This is a genomic window from Arthrobacter sp. Y3223166, assembly GCF_059090935.1.
On record NZ_JBNHGE010000002.1, the window covers coordinates 218,474 to 237,336 of the forward strand.

The following is an 18,863-nucleotide window of genomic DNA, read 5'->3' on the forward strand; positions in this document are numbered from 1 at the left end:
GGACACGATGTCTGGCTCCATCCCGTATCTCTTCAGGGGACACCGCCATGCTCCCGAGGAGCGCGGCGGCCGTCCGCCGCAGCCGCGGACCGAACATCTGCCCGGCATGGTCATCGAGCGGGACGTCGCCGTGGCCGCGTCGTCCGGCGCGGTGATCCGCGTGGATGTCTACCGGCCCGACGGCGCGGTGCCCGCCGCTCCGCTGGTCAGCTGGTCGCCGTACGGTAAGCACATCACCGAGCAGCTGGGCGTGGTCCGCCCCACCAGCGGGGTGCTGGCCGGTTACACCAGCGGGCTGACGACCTTCGAGGCGCCGGACCCCGCCTACTGGGTGCCGCACGGCTACGCGGTCGTCGTGGCCGACATCCCGGGCACCTGGTACTCGGAGGGCGCGGCAACCTACTGCTCTCCGGAGGAAGCCAGAGACTTCTACGACCTGATCGAGTGGGCCGGCGGGCAGGAATGGAGCAGCGGCAAGGTCGGACTGTCCGGCGTCTCCTACCTGACCGTCTCCCAGTGGCGCGTGGCCGAGCTGGACCCGCCGCACCTGGCCGCAATCAACCCCTGGGAAGGCTGGACCGACACCTATCGGGAAGTCGCGCGGCACGGCGGCATCCCGGAAACGTGGTTCTGGCCCTACATCTGGGAACGCTGGGGCTACGCCACCGGCCCCATCGAAGACCTGGAAGCCGAAACGGCCGCGCATCCGTTCTACGACGCCTTTTGGGAGTCCAAGAGCGCCGAATTGGAGAAGGTCACCGTCCCGGCGTTCGTCGTCGCCAGCTGGTCGGACCAGGGGCTGCACACGCGGGGAACCCTGGAGGGCTTCCGGCGGATCGCCTCCGAGGAGAAATGGCTGTACGTGCACGGCCGGAAGAAGTGGGCCGAGTACTACCGCCCCGGCATGGTGGAGCAGCAGCGGATCTTCTTCGACTACTTCCTCCACGGGCGGGACAGCGGACTGGCGGACTGGCCGCGGGTGCGGCTGGAGGTGCGGGACCGCTTCTACGAGGGGAGCACCTACGCTGCCGCCGATTGGCCGGCGCCGCAGACCCGGTACCGCACCCTTTATCTCGATGCCGCAGCCGGCTCGCTCGCGGACGAGCCGCCCGCCGCAGAAGGGGCCGCCGCCTACGACTCGCTGGGCAGCGGGCTGCGGCCGCACCGGGCGGAATTCAGCCTCGCCTTCCGCGAGGAGACCATGCTCGTGGGCCACGCCAAGGCCGTGCTCTTCCTGTCGGCCCCGGACGCCGAGGATTTGGACGTCTTCGTGGCACTGTTCAAGAAGGACCGGGACGGCACGGTGGTCGGCTTCCCCTACTACGCCATTTTCGACGACGGCCCCGTCGCGGTGGGCTGGCAGCGCGCCTCCCACCGTGAACTCGATCCGGTCCGCTCCACCGGCTACCTCCCGGTGCTGGCCCACCGGCGGGCCCTGCCGCTGCCCCAGGACGGCCCGGTCCGGCTGGAGATCGAGATCCTGCCCTCCGGTACCCGCTTCGAGGCCGGGGACACCCTGGTCCTGGTGGTGCAGGGGTCCGACGTCATGCGCTACCCCAAGCCCGACCTCTACGCCCGGCACGAGGACTCGGTCAACCGCGGGGAGCACCGCATTCACACCGGCGGGCAATCCGCCTCGCACCTGGTGCTCCCAGTGTTCGCCGAAACCCCGGGCTAAACGCAACACGCCGCAGCCCGGGCCGCGCACGGCGGCCAGCCGGCCCGGCCGTGGAACCAGATCACCGAAGGGAACATGACATGCCTGCCGAAAACCTCGAAGATGCCATCCAACGCACCGGCAATCCGGTGGAGCTGCTGCGGAATCTGCCCGCGCTGCCCATCGTCTTTCCGATCCAGCCGGAGTTCACCAACTGGCGGTCGGAGCAGCGGCCTGGGACCAGTCCGTCGCCCTGCTGGACCAGTCCCACCACATGACCGACCTGTACCTTAACGGACCCGACGCCCTGAAGCTGCTCAGCGACCTGGGCGTGAACAAGTTCGCCAACTTCCGGCCGAACACCGCGAAGCAGTTCGTCGCGGTCAACGAGGACGGCCACCTGATCGGTGACGCCATCCTGGCCTGCCTGGCCGAGGGCAGCTTCAACCTGGTGGGCCATCACATGGTCGTGGACTGGGTGGAGTTCCACCTGGGGAAGGGCGGTTACGACGCCGCAGCCGAGCGCGATGGCAACTCCCTGGTCCGGAAGGGCAACCCGAAGATCTACCGGTATGAACTGCAGGGGCCGCAGGCGCTTCCGCTGGTGGAGAAGCTCACCGGTGGGCCGGTTCCCGACGTGAAGTTCTTCCACATGACCGACTTCACGATCGCCGGCTGCCGGGTCCGGGCGATCCGGCACGGCATCGCCGGCCAGGCCGGGTTCGAGATCTTCGGCCCATGGCAGGAGGGCGAGCGCGTCCGCCAGGCCATCCTCGAGGCGGGCGAAGAGCTTGATCTGCGCCAAGTGGGCGCCAAGGCCTACTCCACCTCCCCGCTCGGCTCCGGGTGGGTGCCGACGCCGGTGCCCGCCATTTTCAGCGGAGACCGGCTCGCCGACTACCGGAAGTGGCTGCCGCTGGCGTCCGCCGGGTCCCTCGGCGGAAGCTTCGCCTCCTTAAACATCGAGGATTACTACCTGACGCCCTGGGACCTGAACTACGGCCGCGTGGTCTCCTTCGACCATGACTTCCTGGGCCGCAGCGCCCTGGAGCGGATGCGGGAAAACCCGGCCCGCGAAAAGGTCACGCTGGTCTGGAACAGCGACGACGTGGCCGGCGTGTTCAAGTCGCTCGGCGAGGACGGGCTGCCGGCCAAGTACTTCGATATGCCCAAGGCCCGCTACGCGTTCTACCAGGTGGACCAGGTGCTGGCAGGCGGGGAACCCGCCGGCCTGTCCTTCGACTGCGGCTATGCGGCCAACGAGCAGGCCTTCCTCTCGCTGGCCACCGTGGAGAAGCGGCACAGCGCACCTGCACGGAAGTCACCGTGCTCTGGGGCGAGGAGCCCAATACCCGCAAGCCCCAGGTCGAGCCGCACCGCCAGGTGGAAATCCGGGCGACGGTCGCCCCGGTGCCGTACGCCGACTTCGCGCGGAAGACCTACCGATCCTGACCCCGCGCGCGCCGCGCCGTCGATGATCAACGGACTCGGCGGCGGCAGCAACGTGGCCCGGACGCGCGGCAACCTCTAAAACACGATGGTGCTGTTGCCGTCGCGCAGCACCCGGTCCTCGCAGTGGGCCATCACCGCGCGGGACAGGACGCTGCGTTCCACGTCGGCGCCCAGCCGGGCGAGGTCCTCCGCGGAGTCGCTGTGCGAGACCCTGATGACGTCCTGGTCGATGATCGGCCCCTCGTCCAGGTCTTCCGTGACGTAGTGGGCCGTGGCCCCGATGAGTTTGACGCCGCGTTCCTTGGCCTTGCGGTACGGTGCCGCGCCGATAAAGGCGGGGAGGAACGAGTGGTGGATGTTGATGACCGGGACGCCCACCTCCTCCAGGAAGCCGGGCGAGATGATTTGCATGTACCGGGCCAGGACCACCAGGTCCACGTTGCCCTGAAGCAACTCCAGGTGGCGCCTCTCGGCCGCGGCTTTATCCTCCTTGTCCACCGGCACATGGAAGTAGGGGATCCCGAACTGGCGCACATCGGAGCTGAGATCGGGATGGTTGGAGACGACCATGGCGATGCTCACCGGCAGCTCGCCCCGCCGCTGCCGCCAGAGCAAGTCCAGCACGCAGTGGTCCGACTTGGACACGAAGATCGCCACGCGCTTCTGCCGGCTGACTTCCACCAGCCGCCACGACAGGTCCGGGTCGCCGGACAGTTGCTGCTCCAGGCTGTGCGCCAACTGCTCCACCCGGGCCGTCAGGTGGGGCAGATGGAAAACCGTCCGTTGGAAAAACCGGCCGCCTTCGGGATTGGTCGAGTGCTGATCCAGCGAGACGATGTTGGCGCCGGCCTCGGTCAGCAGGGTGGAAACGCTGGCGACGATGCCCGGCCGGTCGGTGCCCTGGACGATCAACCGCCCCTGGTCTTCTGTCGACGGCGCTCCTGCCGGGGGCTTCTGCGGGTAGGTAGTCATGGCGCCCTGCCTTCCGAGGGCTCGCAGTTTGTTGCGAATAATTTAGCAGGCCCGCGGCCCGGAGGCTCCTGGTGGGAAGGGACCGATGTTGCCACTCCTTTGGCACGCACGGAAAGTGAAACCAGAATTGTTGACGATTCTGGTTCCCGGTGGTTGACTTCCCCTAGGACAACCACCCCGGGAGGACCCTTGAGCGACACCGAGCCGGCCCTGCTGGTGGTCAGCGCGCACGCGGGCGACTTCGTCTGGCGGGCCGGCGGCGCCATCGCCGCCGCGGCACAGCGCGGGGAACGCGCCGTCGTCGTGTGCCTGTCCTACGGCGAACGCGGCGAGTCCGCCAAGGCCTGGCGCGAGGGCAAGGAACTGGAAGAGATCAAGGCGATCCGCCGGCAGGAGGCGGAGAACGCCGCCGCGGCGCTCGGCGCCGAGGTCCGCTTCCTGGACGCCGGCGACTATCCGCTGGTGCCCACGCGGCACCTGGTGGATGAACTGGTCAGGATCTACCGCGAGGTCAAGCCCACGGTGGTGCTGACCCATCCGCTGGCCGACCCCTACAACGGGGACCACCCGGCCGCGGCACGGATGGCGCTGGACGCGCGGGTGCTGGCGCAGGCCATCGGCTACGACGCCCCCGGCGACCCGCTGGGCGCCCCGCCGGTGTTCTTCTTCGAACCGCACCAGCCGGAGCAAAGCGACTTCAAGCCCAACGTCCTGCTCGACATCACGGCGGCCTTCCCGGCCAAGCGCACCGCGATGGAATGCCTGCCGGCGCAGCAGCACATGTGGGACTACTACACGGACCTGGCCACGCGCCGCGGCGTGCAGGTCAAACGCAACGCGGGGCCCAACCTCGGCTTCCCCACGGACACCAAGGGCGAGGCGTACATGCGCTACTACCCCCAAGTGACCGGCACGCTGGCATGAAAAACGTCATCGTCACCAACCCGCCCCGCGCCGACCTGGCCGACGCCAACGCGCTCGCCGGCTTCGGCGTCGCCACGGTCCACGAGGCGATGGGCCGCACCGGCCTGGCCGGACCGCAGTTCCGGCCGATCCAGTCCGGCATCCGGGTGGCCGGCACCGCCGTCACGGTGCTTTGCTGGCCCGGCGACAACCTGATGGTCCACGCGGCCATTGAGCAGTGCCGCCCCGGGGACATGCTGGTGGTCACCACCACGTCCGAATGCACCGACGGCCTGTTCGGCGAACTGTTCGCCACAGCCCTGCAGTACCGCGGCGTCCGCGGCGTGGTCACCAGCACCGGGGTGCGCGACGTGGCCGAACTGCAGGCGATGGGCTTTCCCGCCTGGTCCGCCGCCGTCCACGCCCAGGGCACGGTGAAGGCGAGCGCCGGGGCGGTCAACGTCCCCATCACCCTGGGAAGGGTCGCTGTCCGGCCCGGCGACGTGATCGTGGCCGACGACGACGGCGTGGTCTGCGTGCCGCGACTGGAAGCACCGGCGGCGGTCGAGGCTTCGCAGGCGCGCCTGGACAAGGAGGAAAAGACCCGGTCCCGGTTCCAGGAGGGGACGCTGGGCCTGGACTACTACGGCTTGCGGCCGGTGCTGGAGAAGCTCGGCGTTCAGTACGTGGCGGCCGAAGACTATGACGGCTGAGCACGACGGCGACGCCCGGCCCCTGGGCGCGGACGCCCCTTCCGGAGCCGGCGGGGACTACGACTACGGCGTCCGCTGCATGCTGATGCGCGGCGGCACGTCCAAGGGCGCCTACTTCCTGGCCGCGGACCTGCCGGCTCACAGCGGCGACCGCGACGACCTGCTGCTGCGGATCATGGGCAGCCCGGACGCCCGCCAGATCGACGGCATCGGCGGGGCCCACCCGCTGACCAGCAAGGTGGCGGTCATCTCGCCGTCGGCCGGCGAAGAGACCGACGTGGACTACCTGTTCCTGCAGGTCGCGGTGGACGAGGCGACGGTCACGGACAGCCAGAACTGCGGCAACATCCTCGCCGGCGTCGGACCCTTCGCCGTCGAACGCGGCCTGCTTCGGGCGCAGGAAAGCACGACGGCGGTGCGCATCCGGATGGTGAATACAGACAGCAGGGCCACGGCCACCTTCCCGACGCCCGGCGGCCGGGTGGACTACCGCGGGGACGCGGCCATCGACGGGGTGCCCGGTACCGCCGCCCCGGTCACCCTGGACTTTGCCGACACCGCCGGCTCCTCCACCGGGGCGCTGCTGCCCACCGGGCAGGAGGCGGACGTGGCGGACGGCGTCGACGTTACCTGCGTGGACAACGGCATGCCGTCGGTCCTGCTGCGCGCGGCCGATCTCGGGGTCACCGGCTACGAGGACCCGGCCGAGCTGGAAGCCGACACCGCCCTGGCGGACCGGCTGGCCCGGATCCGGATTGAGGCGGCGAAGCTGATGGGCATGGGCGACGTGTCCGGCAAGACCGTGCCGAAGCTGGTGCTGCTCTCCGCGCCGCGGAACGGGGGCACGGTCAACACCCGCAGCTTCCTGCCGGTGCGCTGCCACACGTCCATCGGCGTGCTCGGCGCCACCACCGTGGCGGCCGGCATCCAACTGCCGAACGCCGTCGGACACGAACTGGCCCGGCTCCCCGCCGGCGGAAGGCCGCTCCGACTCGAGCACCCCACCGGCTACCTGGACGTCGGCGCGGAACTGGCCGAGCGTCCCGCCGGCATCACCACCACGTCCTCCACGGTGCTGCGGACGGCGCGGAAGCTGTTCGACGGCACCGTCTTTCCCCGAGACCGGGTGGCCCCGTAACCGAAATGAAGGAAGACCATGACACCCCAGCACCGCGACATCGCCCACCTGGGCAACATCGAACTGTTCACTGACAAGTTCGACGAGAGCTACTGGTTCTTCAACGACCTGCTGGCCATGCGGGAGGCCGCCCGCGCCGGAGACTCGGTCTTCCTGCGCACCTGGGACGACTACGAAAACTGGAGCATCAAGCTCACCCCGCGGCAGGCCTCCGGCGTCGGACTGGTCGCGCACCGGGCGGCCTCACCCGAGGCGCTGGACCGGCTGGTGGCTTCGATCCAGGAGTCCGGGCAGGGCGGGGAGTGGCGGGACGGTGAATTCGGCGTCGGGCCGTCGTTCCACTTCACGGACCCGGACGGCCACCCGATGTCCGTCTACTACGAGACTGAGTGGTACCGGGCCACGGACGACAAGCCGGCCCTGAAGAACCAAGCGTCCCGGTTCCCCGGCCACGGGGTCAACGCCCGCCGGCTGGACCACATCAACTACCTGGCGGCCAACGTGGAGGAGAACGCGAAGTTTTCGGCCGACGTCCTGGGCCTGAAGGACAGCGAACTGATCCGGCTGGACAACGGACGCACGGCCGCCCACTGGTTCCGGTTCGGCCAGAAGTCCTATGACCTGGTCTACTCGGCCGACCACCTGGGCGCCTCCGGCCGCCTGCACCACATCGCCTTCGCCCCGGACACCCGTGAAGACATCCTCAAGGCCGCCGACATCTTCCTGGAGAACGGCATCCACATCGAGTCCGGTCCGCACAAGCACACCATCAACCAGACGTTCTTCCTCTACGTCTACGAGCCGGGCGGGAACCGCATCGAGTTCGCCAACGCCGGCGCGCGGCTCCTGCTGGCACCGGACTGGGAACCGGTGGTCTGGACCGAGACGGAACGGAAGAAGGGCCAGGCCTGGGGGATGCAGACCATCTCGACCTTCCATACCCACGGCACACCGCCCGTCGAGGTGCCGGACACGCACTCAGAACCGATGGGCTAGGTTATTGGCAACAACTTCGTCAGCACACTATCCAAGCATGGAGCAGCCTCCCGTGAGCACCGCCAGCCAAACTGCCGCACCCCGATCAACCGACCCGGCCGCCGTCGTCGCCGGGCTGAAAAGGGCGATCGACCGGGGCGAACTCGTGCCCAACCAGCGGTTGGTGGAGGCGGATATCTGCGCCGAGTTCCATGCCAGCCGGGCCACCGTCCGGGCGGCGCTGGCGGAGCTGACGCTGGAGGGGCTGGTGGAGCGCATCCAGAACCGGGGCGCCCGGGTGCGCGCGGTCGCGGTGGAGGAAGCGGTGGAAATCACCGAGGTCCGCGCCGCCCTGGAAGCCATCTGCGCGGCCAAGGCCGCCGAACAGGTCACCGACGAGGACGTGCAGGAACTGCGGGCCCTGGGCGAGGCCATGAGCCGGGCCGTGGCCGCCGGGGAGCTGCTGAGATATTCGGACCTGAACAAGACCCTGCACCGCCGGGTCGTCGAACTGAGCCGGCACGAAACGGCGGCCGCACTGATCGCGCGCCTGCGCGGCCAGAGCGTCCGCTTCCAGTTCCGGCTGGCCATGCAGCCGGGGCGGCCGGCCGTCTCGCTGCCCGAACACCTGGAGATTGTGGACGCTGTTTGCGCCAAGGACCCGGAACGGGCCGCCGCAGCCATGGATAAGCACCTCAAGAGCGTCGCCGATGCCATCACGCGGGCGGCCGAGGACCCCGGCCGTTAAGAGACGCCGGTTCCCCTGCCGCCCCGAAACCGCACAGCATGCCTACGGCCAATGGAGGCATGGAAGAGACGCCGGCCCCCGGCCGGCGGGGATAGGGGAATCATGAGTGCACAGAACCTGCAGGACGTCCTGGACCAGGCCGGCAATACGGTGGAACTGCTGCGCAATTCGCAGATCGGCGCCTACGTCTACCCGGTGGTGGCACCGGAATTCACCAACTGGCGCAGCGAGGTCCGGGCCTGGCGGGAGACCGCCGTGCTGTACGACCAGTCCCACCACATGGACAACCTGTTCATCAAGGGCCCCGATGCGTTGAGACTGATCTCCGACACCGCGATCAACTCGGTGGCCACCTTCCCGGTGAACAGGGCCAAGCAATATGTCCCGACGACGCCCTCCGGGCACGTGATCGGAGACGGCATCCTCTTCCACGAGGCCGAGGACCAGTTCGTCTACGTGGGACGTTCCCCCGCGGCCAACTGGCTGCTCTTTCACGGGCAGACCGGCGGGTACGACGTGGAGCTGGAGGTGGACCGGCGGTCGCCGTCGCGGCCAATGGGCAAGCCGGTGCAGCGCAGGTACTGGCGGTTCCAGATCCAGGGTCCGAACGCGTGGCAGGTCATCGAAAAGCTCAACGGCGGCACCGTGGAGCAGCTGAAATTCTTCAGCATGGACCACATGCAGGTGGCCGGGGCGCAGGTGCGCACGCTGCGCCACGGCATGGCCGGCGCCCCCGGGCTGGAGCTCTGGGGGCCCTACGAGTCCTACGAGCGCGTCCGCGAGTTCATATTGGAGGCCGGCCGGGAGCTCGGCCTCTTGCCCGTCGGCGCCCGGGCCTACTCGTCCAACACCTTGGAATCGGGTTGGATTCCGTCCCCGCTGCCGGCCATCTACTCCGGGGAAGAGCTTCGTCCGTACCGGGAATGGCTGGGTGCGGACAGCTACGAAGCTGTCAACGCCGTGGCCGGCAGCTTCGTCTCCGACAACATCGAGGATTACTACCTGAACCCGTGGGAGCTGGGCTACGGCTCGTTCATCAAGTTCGACCACGACTTCATCGGCCGCGAGGCGCTGGAGAAGATCGACGGCCAGGCGCAGCGGAAGAAGGCCACGCTGGCCTGGAACGCCGAGGACATGACCAAAATCTTCGCCTCGCTGTTCGACACGGAGGGAACGCCCTACAAGTACTTCGACCTGCCCAACGCCAACTACGGCTCCTCGAACTACGATTCCATTGTCGACGCCGGCGGCACGAACGTGGGCCTGTCCCTGTTCACCGGTTACAGCGCCAACGAGCGGCGGGCGCTGTCGCTGGCCACGGTCAACCCCGACGTGGAGATCGGCACGGAGGTGAACGTGGTCTGGGGCGAGCCCGACGGCGGCACCCGCAAGACCACCGTGGAACCGCACCGGCAGCTGGAAGTCCGGGCCGTGGTCAGCCCGGCGCCCTACTCCGTGACCGCGCGCAAGGAATACCGCGGCGGCTGGCGGACCGCCCAGGCCGTCTGAACCGGGGGACCGTCCCGCAGGCGGGGCCGGCCCCGTTCCTCTGGTGCCTCCGCGTCGGGCGGACGAAGGGCCGCCCGCCGCCGCGGTCAGCCCGCCGCCGTCGTCGTGGTTAGTGGCCTGCGGCGGCCGCCGCCTCGTCCAGGTGGGCGATGGCGCGGGTGTCTTGGAACGCGCGGACGCCTTCGATGCCCTGTTCGCGGCCGAAGCCCGAGTGCTTCATGCCGCCGAACGGCGCACGGAGGTCCAGGCGGGTCGCGCCGTGGTCGTTGACCCAGACGTAGCCGCAGACCAGCTGCGAGCCGACGGCGTTGGCCTTGTCCGTGTCCGCGGTCCACACCGAGCCGCAGAGGCCGGCCCAGGTGTCGTTGGCCAGGGCCAGTGCTTCCTCCTCGGTGTCGAAGGGGAGGATCGGGATGACCGGACCGAACTGCTCCTGCGTGACCACGCGCAGCTGCGGGTCCGGGTCGACCACCAACGCCGGCCGCAGGAAGTTGCCGCCCTGCAGCTCCGGGTCCGCCGGCAGTTCCCCGAATTCCCGGACGTCGGCCCCGGCGGCCTTCGCCTCGGCGATGATTTCTTCGACGAAGGTCTTCTGCGCAGGCTGGTGCAGCGGGCCCATGGTGGTTCCCTCGTCCAGGCCGTAACCGACGACGGCCTTCTCCAGCCGCTCGGACAGCCCGGCGACCAGTTCCTCCAGCCGGGAGCGGTGCACATAGATGCGCTTGGCGGCCATGCAGATCTGCCCGGTGGTGTCGAAGACCGCGGCATACAGCCGGTCCAGGTGCGTGTCGTCCAGGACGGCGTCCTCGAGGACCACCGCCGGGTCGTTGCCGCCGAGCTCCAAGGTGACCCGGGTCAGGCTCTTGGACGCCATCTCCATCATCTTCTTGCCGCCGCCCACGCTGCCGGTGAAGCAGACCTTCGCCACGTCGTCGTTCTGGATCAGGCCGCCCATCTCGCTGTCCTGGCCGGTGACAATATTCAGCACCCCCGGCGGCAGCTTTTCTGCCACGCGCTGCACTACCCGGGTGATTGCCAGCGGGGTGGTGGGCGGCGGCTTGACGATCGCGGTGTTGCCAGCCAGCAGGGCGTGCGGCAACGAGGCGCCCAGGATGGCGATGGGCCAGTTGAACGGAACGATCACCGTGACCACGCCCAGCGGCTGGTACGCCACCGAGGTGGTCACCGGGATGCCCGGGGCCGGTTCGAGGACCTTGCCCTGCTCCACCTCGTCCGCGAGCGCCAGGGCGAGCTGGAAGCGGATCTCGAAGACCAGGGCGTCCACCCAGGCCTCCATGCGGATCTTGCCGTTTTCCTGCGACAGGATCGCCGCGTCCTCATCACGGAGATCGGCGATGCCTTCGATGGCCGCGCCGAGGTGGGCGGCGCGCTCCTTGGCGCCGAGCGCAGCCCACGCCGGGAAGGCGGACTTCGCGGCGGCGACGGCGTCGGCCACATCCTGCCGGGTGGCGGCCGCCGCGTAGCCGACCACTGAACCCGGCTTGCCGGGGTCCGCTACCGCGTATTTTTCGCCGGAGTCCCGGACTTCGCCGCCGATATAGAGCCCGGTAGTGACCTGGCCGGTTTCGCCGGTAGCGCTTGCTACGTCAGTCATCTCGAAACACCTCTCTGTGTTTTGACCGTTCCGGCCCCATGCCGGAACTGCAGGAGCGACGTTCTTCAGCGTCGGCGCCCCCTGCCGGCTGAAGGCGACAACCTCAGAGCGTGGTGGGCGCCAGTTTCCCCTGCCTTCAGCTTTGCCTATCCGCGGGGGGAGTGCTAGGGGTTGGTGCGCCCTATTTTCCGGCTGGCGCCGCCCGCTTTAGTAGCCGCGGTACGGGTTTTCGTCCGTGCCGCCGCTGCGGCCCTGGTCGTAGCCTTCCTGCCAGGCTTGGTGCACGGAGGCCACCAGCCCGGCGAGCAGTTCGTAGGAAGGGTGGTCCGGTCCGATGTACACCATCTCTTCTCCGGCCCGGTTCAGGATGCTGTGGATGTGCGTGCTCATCGTGGTCTTTCCTTTGCAGTTCCGGGTATCTGCCGGCTGGGGTGACGCCACCCGTGGTGTCCTAGCTATTCTTGGGGGATGAGTGCTCCAGCACAATCAACCCTCGCGTTTGATGGCCGCTTCGCCCGCGAGCTTGTGGAGCTGGCCGTCCCCTGGCGGGCGCAGGAGGTCCCCGACCCGCGCCTGCTGGTTCTCAACGAGCCGCTGGCCGCCGAGTTGGGAATCGAGCCGGCCGCCCTGCGCAGCCCCGACGGGCTGCAGCTGTTGACGGGCAACCAGATCCCCGGTGGTGCCACTCCGGTGGCGCAGGCGTACGCCGGACACCAGTTCGGCTGGTACTCGCCCCGGCTCGGCGACGGGCGGGCGCTCCTGCTGGGCGAGCTGACCGATGCGGGCGGCCGGCTGCGCGACGTCCACCTCAAGGGTTCTGGGCCCACGCCGTTCGCGCGGGGCGGTGACGGCCAGGCCGCGGTGGGCCCGATGCTCCGCGAATACGTGGTCAGCGAGGCCATGCATGCCCTGGGCATTCCCACCACGCGCTCCCTCGCCGTCGTGGCCACGGGGCTCCCGGTTTACCGTGACACCGAGTTGCCGGGAGCCGTTCTGGTGCGGGTGGCCGGCAGCCATCTGCGTGTGGGAAGTTTCCAGTACGCCCGGGCCACGGGCGACGTCGACCTCCTGCGCCGGCTCGCCGACCATGCCATTGCCCGCCACCACCGGGCGGCCGCCGAGGCCGAGCACCCGTATCTGGCGCTGTTCCACGCCGTGATCGGCGCCCAGGCCTCGCTGGTGGCGCAGTGGATGCTCGTGGGATTCGTGCACGGGGTCATGAACACCGACAACATGGCGATCTCCGGTGAAACCATCGACTACGGGCCCTGCGCCTTCATGGACGCCTTCGATTCGGCCTCCGTCTACAGTTCCATCGACGAGGGCGGACGTTACGCGTACGCCAACCAGCCGCTTGCCGCCGAGTGGAACCTCGCCCGGCTCGCCGAGGCCCTCCTGCCGCTCCTGCACGACGATCAAGAGCAGGCGGCCGCCCTCGCGTCGGAAGCCTTGGGCGCCTTCAGGAGCGAGTACAGCGCCGCCTGGCTGGCCGGCGCGAGGAGCAAGATCGGCCTGGGCGACGGGGTCGATGCAGCGGCGGCCTCCCCGCTCGTGAACGACCTCCTGGCCCTGCTCCAGGCGGGCAAGGTAGACCACACGGCGTTCTTCCGCAGCCTCGGCGCGGCCGCCCGGGGCGAAACCGACGCGGCGCGGCGCCTGTTTCCGGACCCATCTGGGTTCGATGACTGGCTGGGGCGATGGCGTCCGCTCCGGCCGGACGCGGGTTTGCTGGACCGGGTCAACCCCGTCTACATTCCCCGCAACCACCTGGTCGAGGAGGCCCTCGACGCCGCCACGCACGGAGACTTGGACCCGTTGGACCGCCTCCTGGAGGCGGTGACCCGCCCCTACGACGAGCGCCCCGGTCTGGAGCGTTACGCAGCCGCTGCGCCGGAAGACTTCGGCGCGTACCGGACTTTCTGCGGGACGTGAGCGCCGCCGGCAAGACGCCGACGGGACGGGGGCCGATGCCCGGCAACACGGCGCCCGATGGCCGCGCCCGGCACCTAATTGTCGAAGGATATCGGCCACCGGTATTTGGCGTCCTTGCGGGGCGAATCCGCCCTTTTGGCCGGTTTGGCGGGCGGCAGCCGAATGTAACCGCGGGGTCGGCTCTGTAATATGGGCGCAGACTACAGCGACCGCGACGGAAGGGTGATTCTTTGTTGAGAGCTATCAGCTACAACCTGCGGAAACACAGTGCGAGCGCGGAACTCGAGGACCTGACCGACCGCTACGACGTCGACGTGATGTGCCTGCAGGAAGCGGACACGGAGAAACTTCCGCACACGCTGGGACACCTGCGGTTGGCCAATTCGACCAAGGGAAACAGGCTGGGACTGGCCGTCTATTACGACGAGAACCGGTTCTCCGCCCTCGATACCAACACCTTCGAACTCAAGAAGTCGCTGCACGATTACGTGCTTGCACCCGCCCACGAGCGGCTGCTCGGGGTCAAGATGGTGGACAACGAGAGCAAACACGAAATCGTCGTCGGCGACTTTCACGCCGCGCCGCTGACGGCCACCAACTCCCTGCGCCGGCATCAGATCAAGGCCGGCCACGAAGCGCTGCTGGGCATGGGCGGCACCGGCGAGCAGATGACACTGATGGTGGGGGACTTCAACTACCCCTTCTTCACGAAAAACCTGATTGCGCACCTGAAGGAAACGGGCTACGAGCTCACCCTGAGCAACCGCCGCACCTACACGCGCTACAAGCTGTTCCGTGGCCACTTCGACTTCGCCACGTCCCTGGGCCTGGACATTCAAAGCGTGGAAACCCTGCCGCGCGGCCAGTCCGACCACCTGCCGATCCTGGTGACGGCGGAATACGTGGACGAGAACCGCGAGGCCCGCGCCAGCTGACGGGTTCGCCATATTCCGCCAACTGGCGGTCGGCTGAAGGTCTGACAGACGAGAACCAGCGGAAGTGCATGCGCCGAATGGCTGCCGCGGCGGCGGAGGCCCGCCCGCCCCTTGCCGTCGCCTTGAAATTGGAGGCGACCAGTGTTGCCAAAATCAGCAACGCCCCCGCTGTTTGACCGGGGGCGAGTTCCTGATGAAGGACCAGCCATCCGGTGGCGGTGGCGACGACGGGACTCAACAGTCCCAGTAGCGACACGCTAAACGCCGGCAGCAGCTGCAGCCCGCGGAACCACAACGCGTAGGCCACAGCAGTTCCGATCACCGACAGGTAGATGTAGCCACCGATATTCGAACCGGTCAGCTGCGGCAGCGGGCCCTCCATGAGGAGGGCCAGCGGTGCCAGCAGCAAACCACCGGCCGTCAACTGCCAGCACGTAACGGCCAGAGCCGTATCCGGCTGCCCCCACTTCTTAGCCAGCACCAGGCCGGCGCCCATGGACAAGGTGCCGCCCAAGGCGGCCGCGACCCCCACCGCGTCGAGTCCGGCGTGTGATTGCAGCACTATCAGCGCGACGCCAAACAAGCCGACGGCCGCTGCAATGACCTTGGGGCCGGTCAGCCGCTCGCCGATCCAACGCGAGGCCAGGACAGCCACCAGCAAAGGCTGCACGGCGCCAATGGTCGCCGCCACTCCGCCGGGCAGCCGATGGGCGGCAATAAACAGCAGGGCGAAGAAAACGCCGATGTTCAGTGCGCCGAGCAGTGGGGCCTTCCACCACCAAGGGCCCTGCGGGAGCCGCCGGACAATCAACAGCAGGAGGAGCCCTGCAGGTAGCGCCCGCAGTGCCGCTGCTAGGAGCGGCTTGTCTGCAGGCAGCAGTTCGGTGGTGACCGCGTAGGTCGTTCCCCAGGTCAACGGGGCGAAGGCAGTGGCTGCCAGGAGGAGCCATCGATTGCTAAGCACTTAGCCAATATAGCTAAGCTCTTAGCGAATCGTCTATGCTGGATGCGTGGAAGACCCGGTAGCGAAAATTTTGGCGCAGTGGGCTGCGGAACGGCCCGACCTGGACGTTTCGCCTATGGCAGTGATTGGACGGATCACTCGCGCGTCGCGGAAGGTGGACGCCGTGCTGGCGGCAACGTTCGCCCGCCACGATCTCGATTCGGCCAGTTTTGACGTCTTGGCGACACTGCTGCGCTCGGGGAAGCCTTACACGCTCAGTCCACGGGAGCTGACCCAGGCCGCGATGGTGACCTCCGCCGCCATCGCCCAGCGCTTAAACCGACTGGAAGAGCGGCGGCTGGTCACAAGAACCAAAGACATCACGGACGGCAGGGGCAAGCAGGTTACCCTCACGCCCGCAGGGCGGGACCTCGTCAACAAGGCTCTGCCCGACCATGTGAACACCGAACGCGCCCTGCTCGCCGGATTGACTCGGACGGAACGCGACCAGCTCGCGCGCCTGCTGGCCAAGGTGGAGCAAGCGGCCGAAGCGCGCTGCTAGCCGACCGGTACGAAGTCGGCTCCTACAACGAGCACGACCGGAACGGTTCCGCGGTCCTCGTACCCGGCAGCGGTCCACTTCCTGCTGAAACCGCCCGGCTGACCGGTGGCCCGGGGTAGTGGTGGCCCCGGCCGTCTGGCAATGTTGGGGGTAGAGCCCGTCTGGAGAATTCCAGCCGTCGAGCACAAAGGAGATGACGCCATGAAGGATTCGGTTCTGCGGCACGAGCCCGTCCTTGACCGCACCAACCATGACGACGGCGGTGCTGCCGCGAGGGCGGACGGGGGTGCTGCCAGGGCAGACGGGGATGCCGCCGCGGCAGACGGCGGGAACACCGCCGTCGAGCCCCTCGCCGAACCCCAGGCGCCGGACATCAGCTTTGACGAGCAGTTCTACCCGGCCCGTCCCCGCTCGCTGCGCCCCACGGCCCGCCGCCGCCAGTTCGTCCCCGGCCAACCGCCGTTCGAGCCGGACGCGCGCAACAAGGTCTATGTGGAGTGGCTGCGCAACCAGTCCATGCTGGGCGACGCGAAGGTTTTGGGGCGCCAGCTCTCCGGGCAGGCCAGCATGTGGCAGAACCCGTTCGCGTACCCGAATCCGCGGGCGGCGGTGGAGCGGGCCTCGGTCTGGTTCACGGCCTACCCGCTGTCGCTGATCACCAGGCCCGGACAGACGTTCTTGGCGGCGCTGGGCGATGCCGCGCTCTGGGAGGCCTTCCAACAGATCGGCATCAAGGCCATCCACATCGGGCCGGTGAAGCTGGCCGGCGGCCTGACCGGCTGGAACCATACCCCCAGCGTGGACGGGCACTTCGACCGCATCAGCATGGCGATCGACCCGCTGTTCGGCACCGAGGACGAGTTCCGGAGCATGTGCGGGGTGGCCGCCGAACACGGCGGCACGATCGTGGACGATATTGTGCCCGGCCACACCGGCAAGGGAGCAGACTTCCGGCTGGCGGAGATGAACTTCCGCGACTATCCGGGCATCTACCACATGATCGACATCCCGGAGTCCGACTGGGACCTGCTGCCGGATGTCCCCGAGGGCGAGGACTCGGTCAATATCGACGTCGCGACCGAGCGCCGGCTCCAGCAGGCCGGCTACATCATCGGCGAACTCCAGCGGGTCATTTTCTACGAACCCGGCGTCAAGGAAACCAACTGGAGCGCCACCCCGCCGGTCCTGGACACCGAGGGCAAGGCCCACCGCTGGGTCTATCTGCACTACTTCAAGGCCGGCCAGCCGTCCATCAACTGGCTGGACCCCACCTTCTCCGGCATGCGCCTGGTGATGGGCGATGCCCTGCATTCGCTGGTGGACCTGGGGACCGGGGCGCTCCGGCTGGACGCCAACGGCTTCCTGGGCGTGGAGAAGAGCGCCGAGGAAACGCCGGGCTGGTCCGAGGGGCATCCGCTCTCAGCGGCGGCCAACCAGATCATCGGCAGCATGGTCCGCAAGGTCGGCGGCTTCACCTTCCAGGAGCTGAACCTCAGCATCGACGACATCAAGGCCACCTCCGAAACCGGCCCGGACCTGTCCTACGACTTCGTGACGCGCCCGGCGTACCACCACGCCCTGGTCACCGCGGACACCGAGTTTCTCCGGCTGACGCTGCGCCTGGCCATGGACATCGGCGTAGACCAGGCGTCGCTGGTGCACGCGCTGCAGAACCACGACGAGCTCACCTACGAACTGGTGCACTTCACCACCAAGCACAAGGACGACGTCTATGAGCTCGACGGCGAGGAGCTCACCGGCGCGGAACTGGCCCACAAGGTGCAGCAGACCCTGCGGGACGGGATCACCGGCGAAGCCGCCCCCTACAACCTGGTCTTCACCGCCAACGGAATCGCCTGTACCACGGCCAGCGTGATCACCGCGGTGCTGGGCATCACCGACCTGGATTCGATCACCGAAGAGCAGTCGGCCGAAATCTGCCGCGTGCACCTGCTGCTGGCCATGTACAACGCGCTGCAGCCGGGGGTCTTCGCGCTCTCCGGCTGGGACCTGTGCGGGATGTTGCCGCTGGAGCGCAGCCGGGTGGCCCGGCTGATGTCCCGGGGCGACACGCGCTGGATCAACCGCAGCGCCCATGACCTGATGGGTTTCGACCCGACAGCCGAGACGTCAACCTCCGGCATGCCCATGGGCAAGGCCCTGTACGGCACGCTGCCCGAGCAGCTCGAGGACGAAGCGTCGTTCGCCCGGCAGTTGGCCCGCATCCTGGCAGTCCGGGAAGAGCACGGCATCGCCAAGAGCGCCCTGATAGATGTTCCCGACGTCTCCCATCGCGGCATGCTGGTGATGGTCCACCAACTGGTCTCGGGCGGGCAAGAGGTCACGGTCCTGAACTTCTCCGGGCAGGAAATCGCCGGTACCGTCCGCTCCGAAGCCCTGGAGCTGGGCTCCGAAGTGACCGACGCGTTCAGCGGCGAAACCATCGGCACGGTGGACGACCTGCACAGCTTCTATCTCCACCTCGGACCTTACGCGGGCACCGCCTTGCTGATCGCGCCGCCGGCCCCGGAAACGGATGACGACGGCGACGCTCCCCAGGCGGGTGCCTGATCCGCTAGATCTCCCAGTCGCCGAGCCCCTCGGCGCCGTCGCCAAAGAAACCGCCGAAGCCTGCATTGTCCGCAAAGCCCTCACCGGCGGAGGCGACGGTGTCGCCGAATCCTTCCGCGGCGCCGGCCAGTCCTTCCCCGATGCCGGAGAATCCTTCCAGCAGGGGACCGGCGATGGCCGAGCCGACGAAGCCGGCGGCCACACCGGCCAGCAGGCCGGCGCCCAGGCCGCCCGCGGC

General features: G+C 68.4%; 16 protein-coding genes and 2 pseudogenes. 13 read left to right on the plus strand and 5 right to left on the minus strand.

The genetic code is table 11. The features are described from left to right. The first annotated feature begins 7 nt into the window (after window positions 1–7). The 3 genes from AC5RUH_RS02555 (at window position 8) to AC5RUH_RS02565 (ending at window position 3,188) form a co-directional block, all read left to right on the plus strand. Window positions 8–1,678, plus strand: coding sequence for a CocE/NonD family hydrolase (locus AC5RUH_RS02555; protein ID WP_494127836.1), 1,671 nt, complete (start codon window positions 8–10; stop codon window positions 1,676–1,678). An 80-nt stretch (window positions 1,679–1,758) separates the two neighbouring features. After that, on the plus strand, window positions 1,759–1,935 hold the full coding sequence (locus tag AC5RUH_RS02560; RefSeq protein ID WP_494127837.1) for a hypothetical protein: 177 nt from the start codon (window positions 1,759–1,761) through the stop codon (window positions 1,933–1,935). Continuing rightward, window positions 1,932–3,188 (plus strand): aminomethyl transferase family protein, encoded by a 1,257-nt coding sequence (locus tag AC5RUH_RS02565; protein WP_494127838.1) that lies wholly within the window; start codon window positions 1,932–1,934, stop codon window positions 3,186–3,188. The genes AC5RUH_RS02560 and AC5RUH_RS02565 overlap by 4 nt, the downstream gene beginning before the upstream one ends. On the opposite strand, the gene purU is transcribed toward AC5RUH_RS02565, so the two are convergent. Continuing rightward, window positions 3,185–4,081 (minus strand): formyltetrahydrofolate deformylase, encoded by an 897-nt coding sequence (purU, locus tag AC5RUH_RS02570; RefSeq protein WP_494127839.1) that lies wholly within the window; start codon window positions 4,079–4,081, stop codon window positions 3,185–3,187. The two genes, AC5RUH_RS02565 and purU, sit on opposite strands and share 4 nt — an antisense overlap. 189 nt (window positions 4,082–4,270) lie before the next feature. Between purU and AC5RUH_RS02575 the strand changes: the two genes are divergently transcribed. From AC5RUH_RS02575 to ligM, 6 genes are all read left to right on the plus strand, one after another. Then, window positions 4,271–5,005, plus strand: a complete 735-nt coding sequence (locus AC5RUH_RS02575) for a PIG-L deacetylase family protein (protein WP_494024689.1) — start codon at window positions 4,271–4,273, stop codon at window positions 5,003–5,005. Beyond that, window positions 5,002–5,697 carry a 4-carboxy-4-hydroxy-2-oxoadipate aldolase/oxaloacetate decarboxylase gene (locus tag AC5RUH_RS02580; RefSeq protein ID WP_494127840.1) on the plus strand — a complete coding sequence of 232 codons (696 nt, stop codon included), beginning with the start codon at window positions 5,002–5,004 and terminating at the stop codon, window positions 5,695–5,697. The genes AC5RUH_RS02575 and AC5RUH_RS02580 overlap by 4 nt, the downstream gene beginning before the upstream one ends. Further along, a complete protein-coding gene (locus AC5RUH_RS02585; protein WP_494127841.1) occupies window positions 5,687–6,835 on the plus strand; it encodes a 4-oxalomesaconate tautomerase in 1,149 nt (382 codons plus the stop codon). The genes AC5RUH_RS02580 and AC5RUH_RS02585 overlap by 11 nt, the downstream gene beginning before the upstream one ends. 18 nt (window positions 6,836–6,853) lie before the next feature. After that, complete coding sequence (locus AC5RUH_RS02590; protein ID WP_494127842.1) at window positions 6,854–7,831, plus strand: VOC family protein; 978 nt, start codon at window positions 6,854–6,856, stop codon at window positions 7,829–7,831. Between the two features lie 52 nt (window positions 7,832–7,883). After that, window positions 7,884–8,558, plus strand: coding sequence for a GntR family transcriptional regulator (locus AC5RUH_RS02595; RefSeq protein ID WP_494127843.1), 675 nt, complete (start codon window positions 7,884–7,886; stop codon window positions 8,556–8,558). A 102-nt stretch (window positions 8,559–8,660) separates the two neighbouring features. Further along, a complete protein-coding gene (ligM, locus tag AC5RUH_RS02600) occupies window positions 8,661–10,067 on the plus strand; it encodes a vanillate/3-O-methylgallate O-demethylase (RefSeq protein WP_494127844.1) in 1,407 nt (468 codons plus the stop codon). A gap of 109 nt (window positions 10,068–10,176) precedes the next feature. On the opposite strand, the gene AC5RUH_RS02605 is transcribed toward ligM, so the two are convergent. Continuing rightward, complete coding sequence (locus AC5RUH_RS02605) at window positions 10,177–11,682, minus strand: aldehyde dehydrogenase family protein (protein WP_494127845.1); 1,506 nt, start codon at window positions 11,680–11,682, stop codon at window positions 10,177–10,179. Window positions 11,683–11,889: 207 nt separating this feature from the next. Next, window positions 11,890–12,072: a hypothetical protein gene (locus AC5RUH_RS02610; protein ID WP_493977043.1), complete on the minus strand. Its 183-nt coding sequence runs from the start codon at window positions 12,070–12,072 to the stop codon at window positions 11,890–11,892. A gap of 78 nt (window positions 12,073–12,150) precedes the next feature. Here AC5RUH_RS02610 and AC5RUH_RS02615 point away from each other — a divergent pair, with 78 nt between their 5' ends. Both AC5RUH_RS02615 and AC5RUH_RS02620 read left to right on the plus strand, forming a co-directional pair. After that, complete coding sequence (locus AC5RUH_RS02615; RefSeq protein ID WP_494127846.1) at window positions 12,151–13,614, plus strand: protein adenylyltransferase SelO; 1,464 nt, start codon at window positions 12,151–12,153, stop codon at window positions 13,612–13,614. Window positions 13,615–13,847: 233 nt separating this feature from the next. Beyond that, a complete protein-coding gene (locus AC5RUH_RS02620) occupies window positions 13,848–14,549 on the plus strand; it encodes an endonuclease/exonuclease/phosphatase family protein (protein ID WP_494025736.1) in 702 nt (233 codons plus the stop codon). A 148-nt stretch (window positions 14,550–14,697) separates the two neighbouring features. Here AC5RUH_RS02620 and AC5RUH_RS02625 read toward each other — a convergent pair. Continuing rightward, window positions 14,698–15,513, minus strand: a pseudogene (locus AC5RUH_RS02625) (EamA family transporter); the annotation flags it as partial. Between the two features lie 46 nt (window positions 15,514–15,559). Between AC5RUH_RS02625 and AC5RUH_RS02630 the strand changes: the two are divergent. Both AC5RUH_RS02630 and treS read left to right on the plus strand, forming a co-directional pair. After that, window positions 15,560–16,054, plus strand: a complete 495-nt coding sequence (locus AC5RUH_RS02630; RefSeq protein ID WP_494002198.1) for a MarR family winged helix-turn-helix transcriptional regulator — start codon at window positions 15,560–15,562, stop codon at window positions 16,052–16,054. Window positions 16,055–16,255: 201 nt separating this feature from the next. Next, the gene (gene treS, locus AC5RUH_RS02635; RefSeq protein WP_494127847.1) at window positions 16,256–18,625 is read left to right on the plus strand and encodes a maltose alpha-D-glucosyltransferase; all 2,370 of its coding nucleotides are present in this window, start codon (window positions 16,256–16,258) and stop codon (window positions 18,623–18,625) included. A gap of 4 nt (window positions 18,626–18,629) precedes the next feature. On the opposite strand, the pseudogene AC5RUH_RS02640 reads toward treS, so the two are convergent. Next, window positions 18,630–18,863: pseudogene (locus tag AC5RUH_RS02640) on the minus strand (hypothetical protein); the annotation flags it as partial.

Bases quoted from the DNA above. Each gene is read 5' to 3' on its own strand.
- AC5RUH_RS02615 (WP_494127846.1), top strand. From the start codon at position 12,151: ATGAGTGCTCCAGCACAATCAACCCTCGCGTTTGATGGCCGCTTCGCC.
- AC5RUH_RS02605 (WP_494127845.1), bottom strand. From the start codon at position 11,682: ATGACTGACGTAGCAAGCGCTACCGGCGAAACCGGCCAGGTCACTACC.
- treS (WP_494127847.1), top strand. From the start codon at position 16,256: ATGAAGGATTCGGTTCTGCGGCACGAGCCCGTCCTTGACCGCACCAAC.
- AC5RUH_RS02580 (WP_494127840.1), top strand. From the start codon at position 5,002: ATGAAAAACGTCATCGTCACCAACCCGCCCCGCGCCGACCTGGCCGAC.
- AC5RUH_RS02585 (WP_494127841.1), top strand. From the start codon at position 5,687: ATGACGGCTGAGCACGACGGCGACGCCCGGCCCCTGGGCGCGGACGCC.
- purU (WP_494127839.1), bottom strand. From the start codon at position 4,081: ATGACTACCTACCCGCAGAAGCCCCCGGCAGGAGCGCCGTCGACAGAA.
- AC5RUH_RS02610 (WP_493977043.1), bottom strand. From the start codon at position 12,072: ATGAGCACGCACATCCACAGCATCCTGAACCGGGCCGGAGAAGAGATG.
- AC5RUH_RS02560 (WP_494127837.1), top strand. From the start codon at position 1,759: ATGCCTGCCGAAAACCTCGAAGATGCCATCCAACGCACCGGCAATCCG.
- ligM (WP_494127844.1), top strand. From the start codon at position 8,661: ATGAGTGCACAGAACCTGCAGGACGTCCTGGACCAGGCCGGCAATACG.
- AC5RUH_RS02555 (WP_494127836.1), top strand. From the start codon at position 8: ATGTCTGGCTCCATCCCGTATCTCTTCAGGGGACACCGCCATGCTCCC.
- AC5RUH_RS02565 (WP_494127838.1), top strand. From the start codon at position 1,932: ATGACCGACCTGTACCTTAACGGACCCGACGCCCTGAAGCTGCTCAGC.
- AC5RUH_RS02590 (WP_494127842.1), top strand. From the start codon at position 6,854: ATGACACCCCAGCACCGCGACATCGCCCACCTGGGCAACATCGAACTG.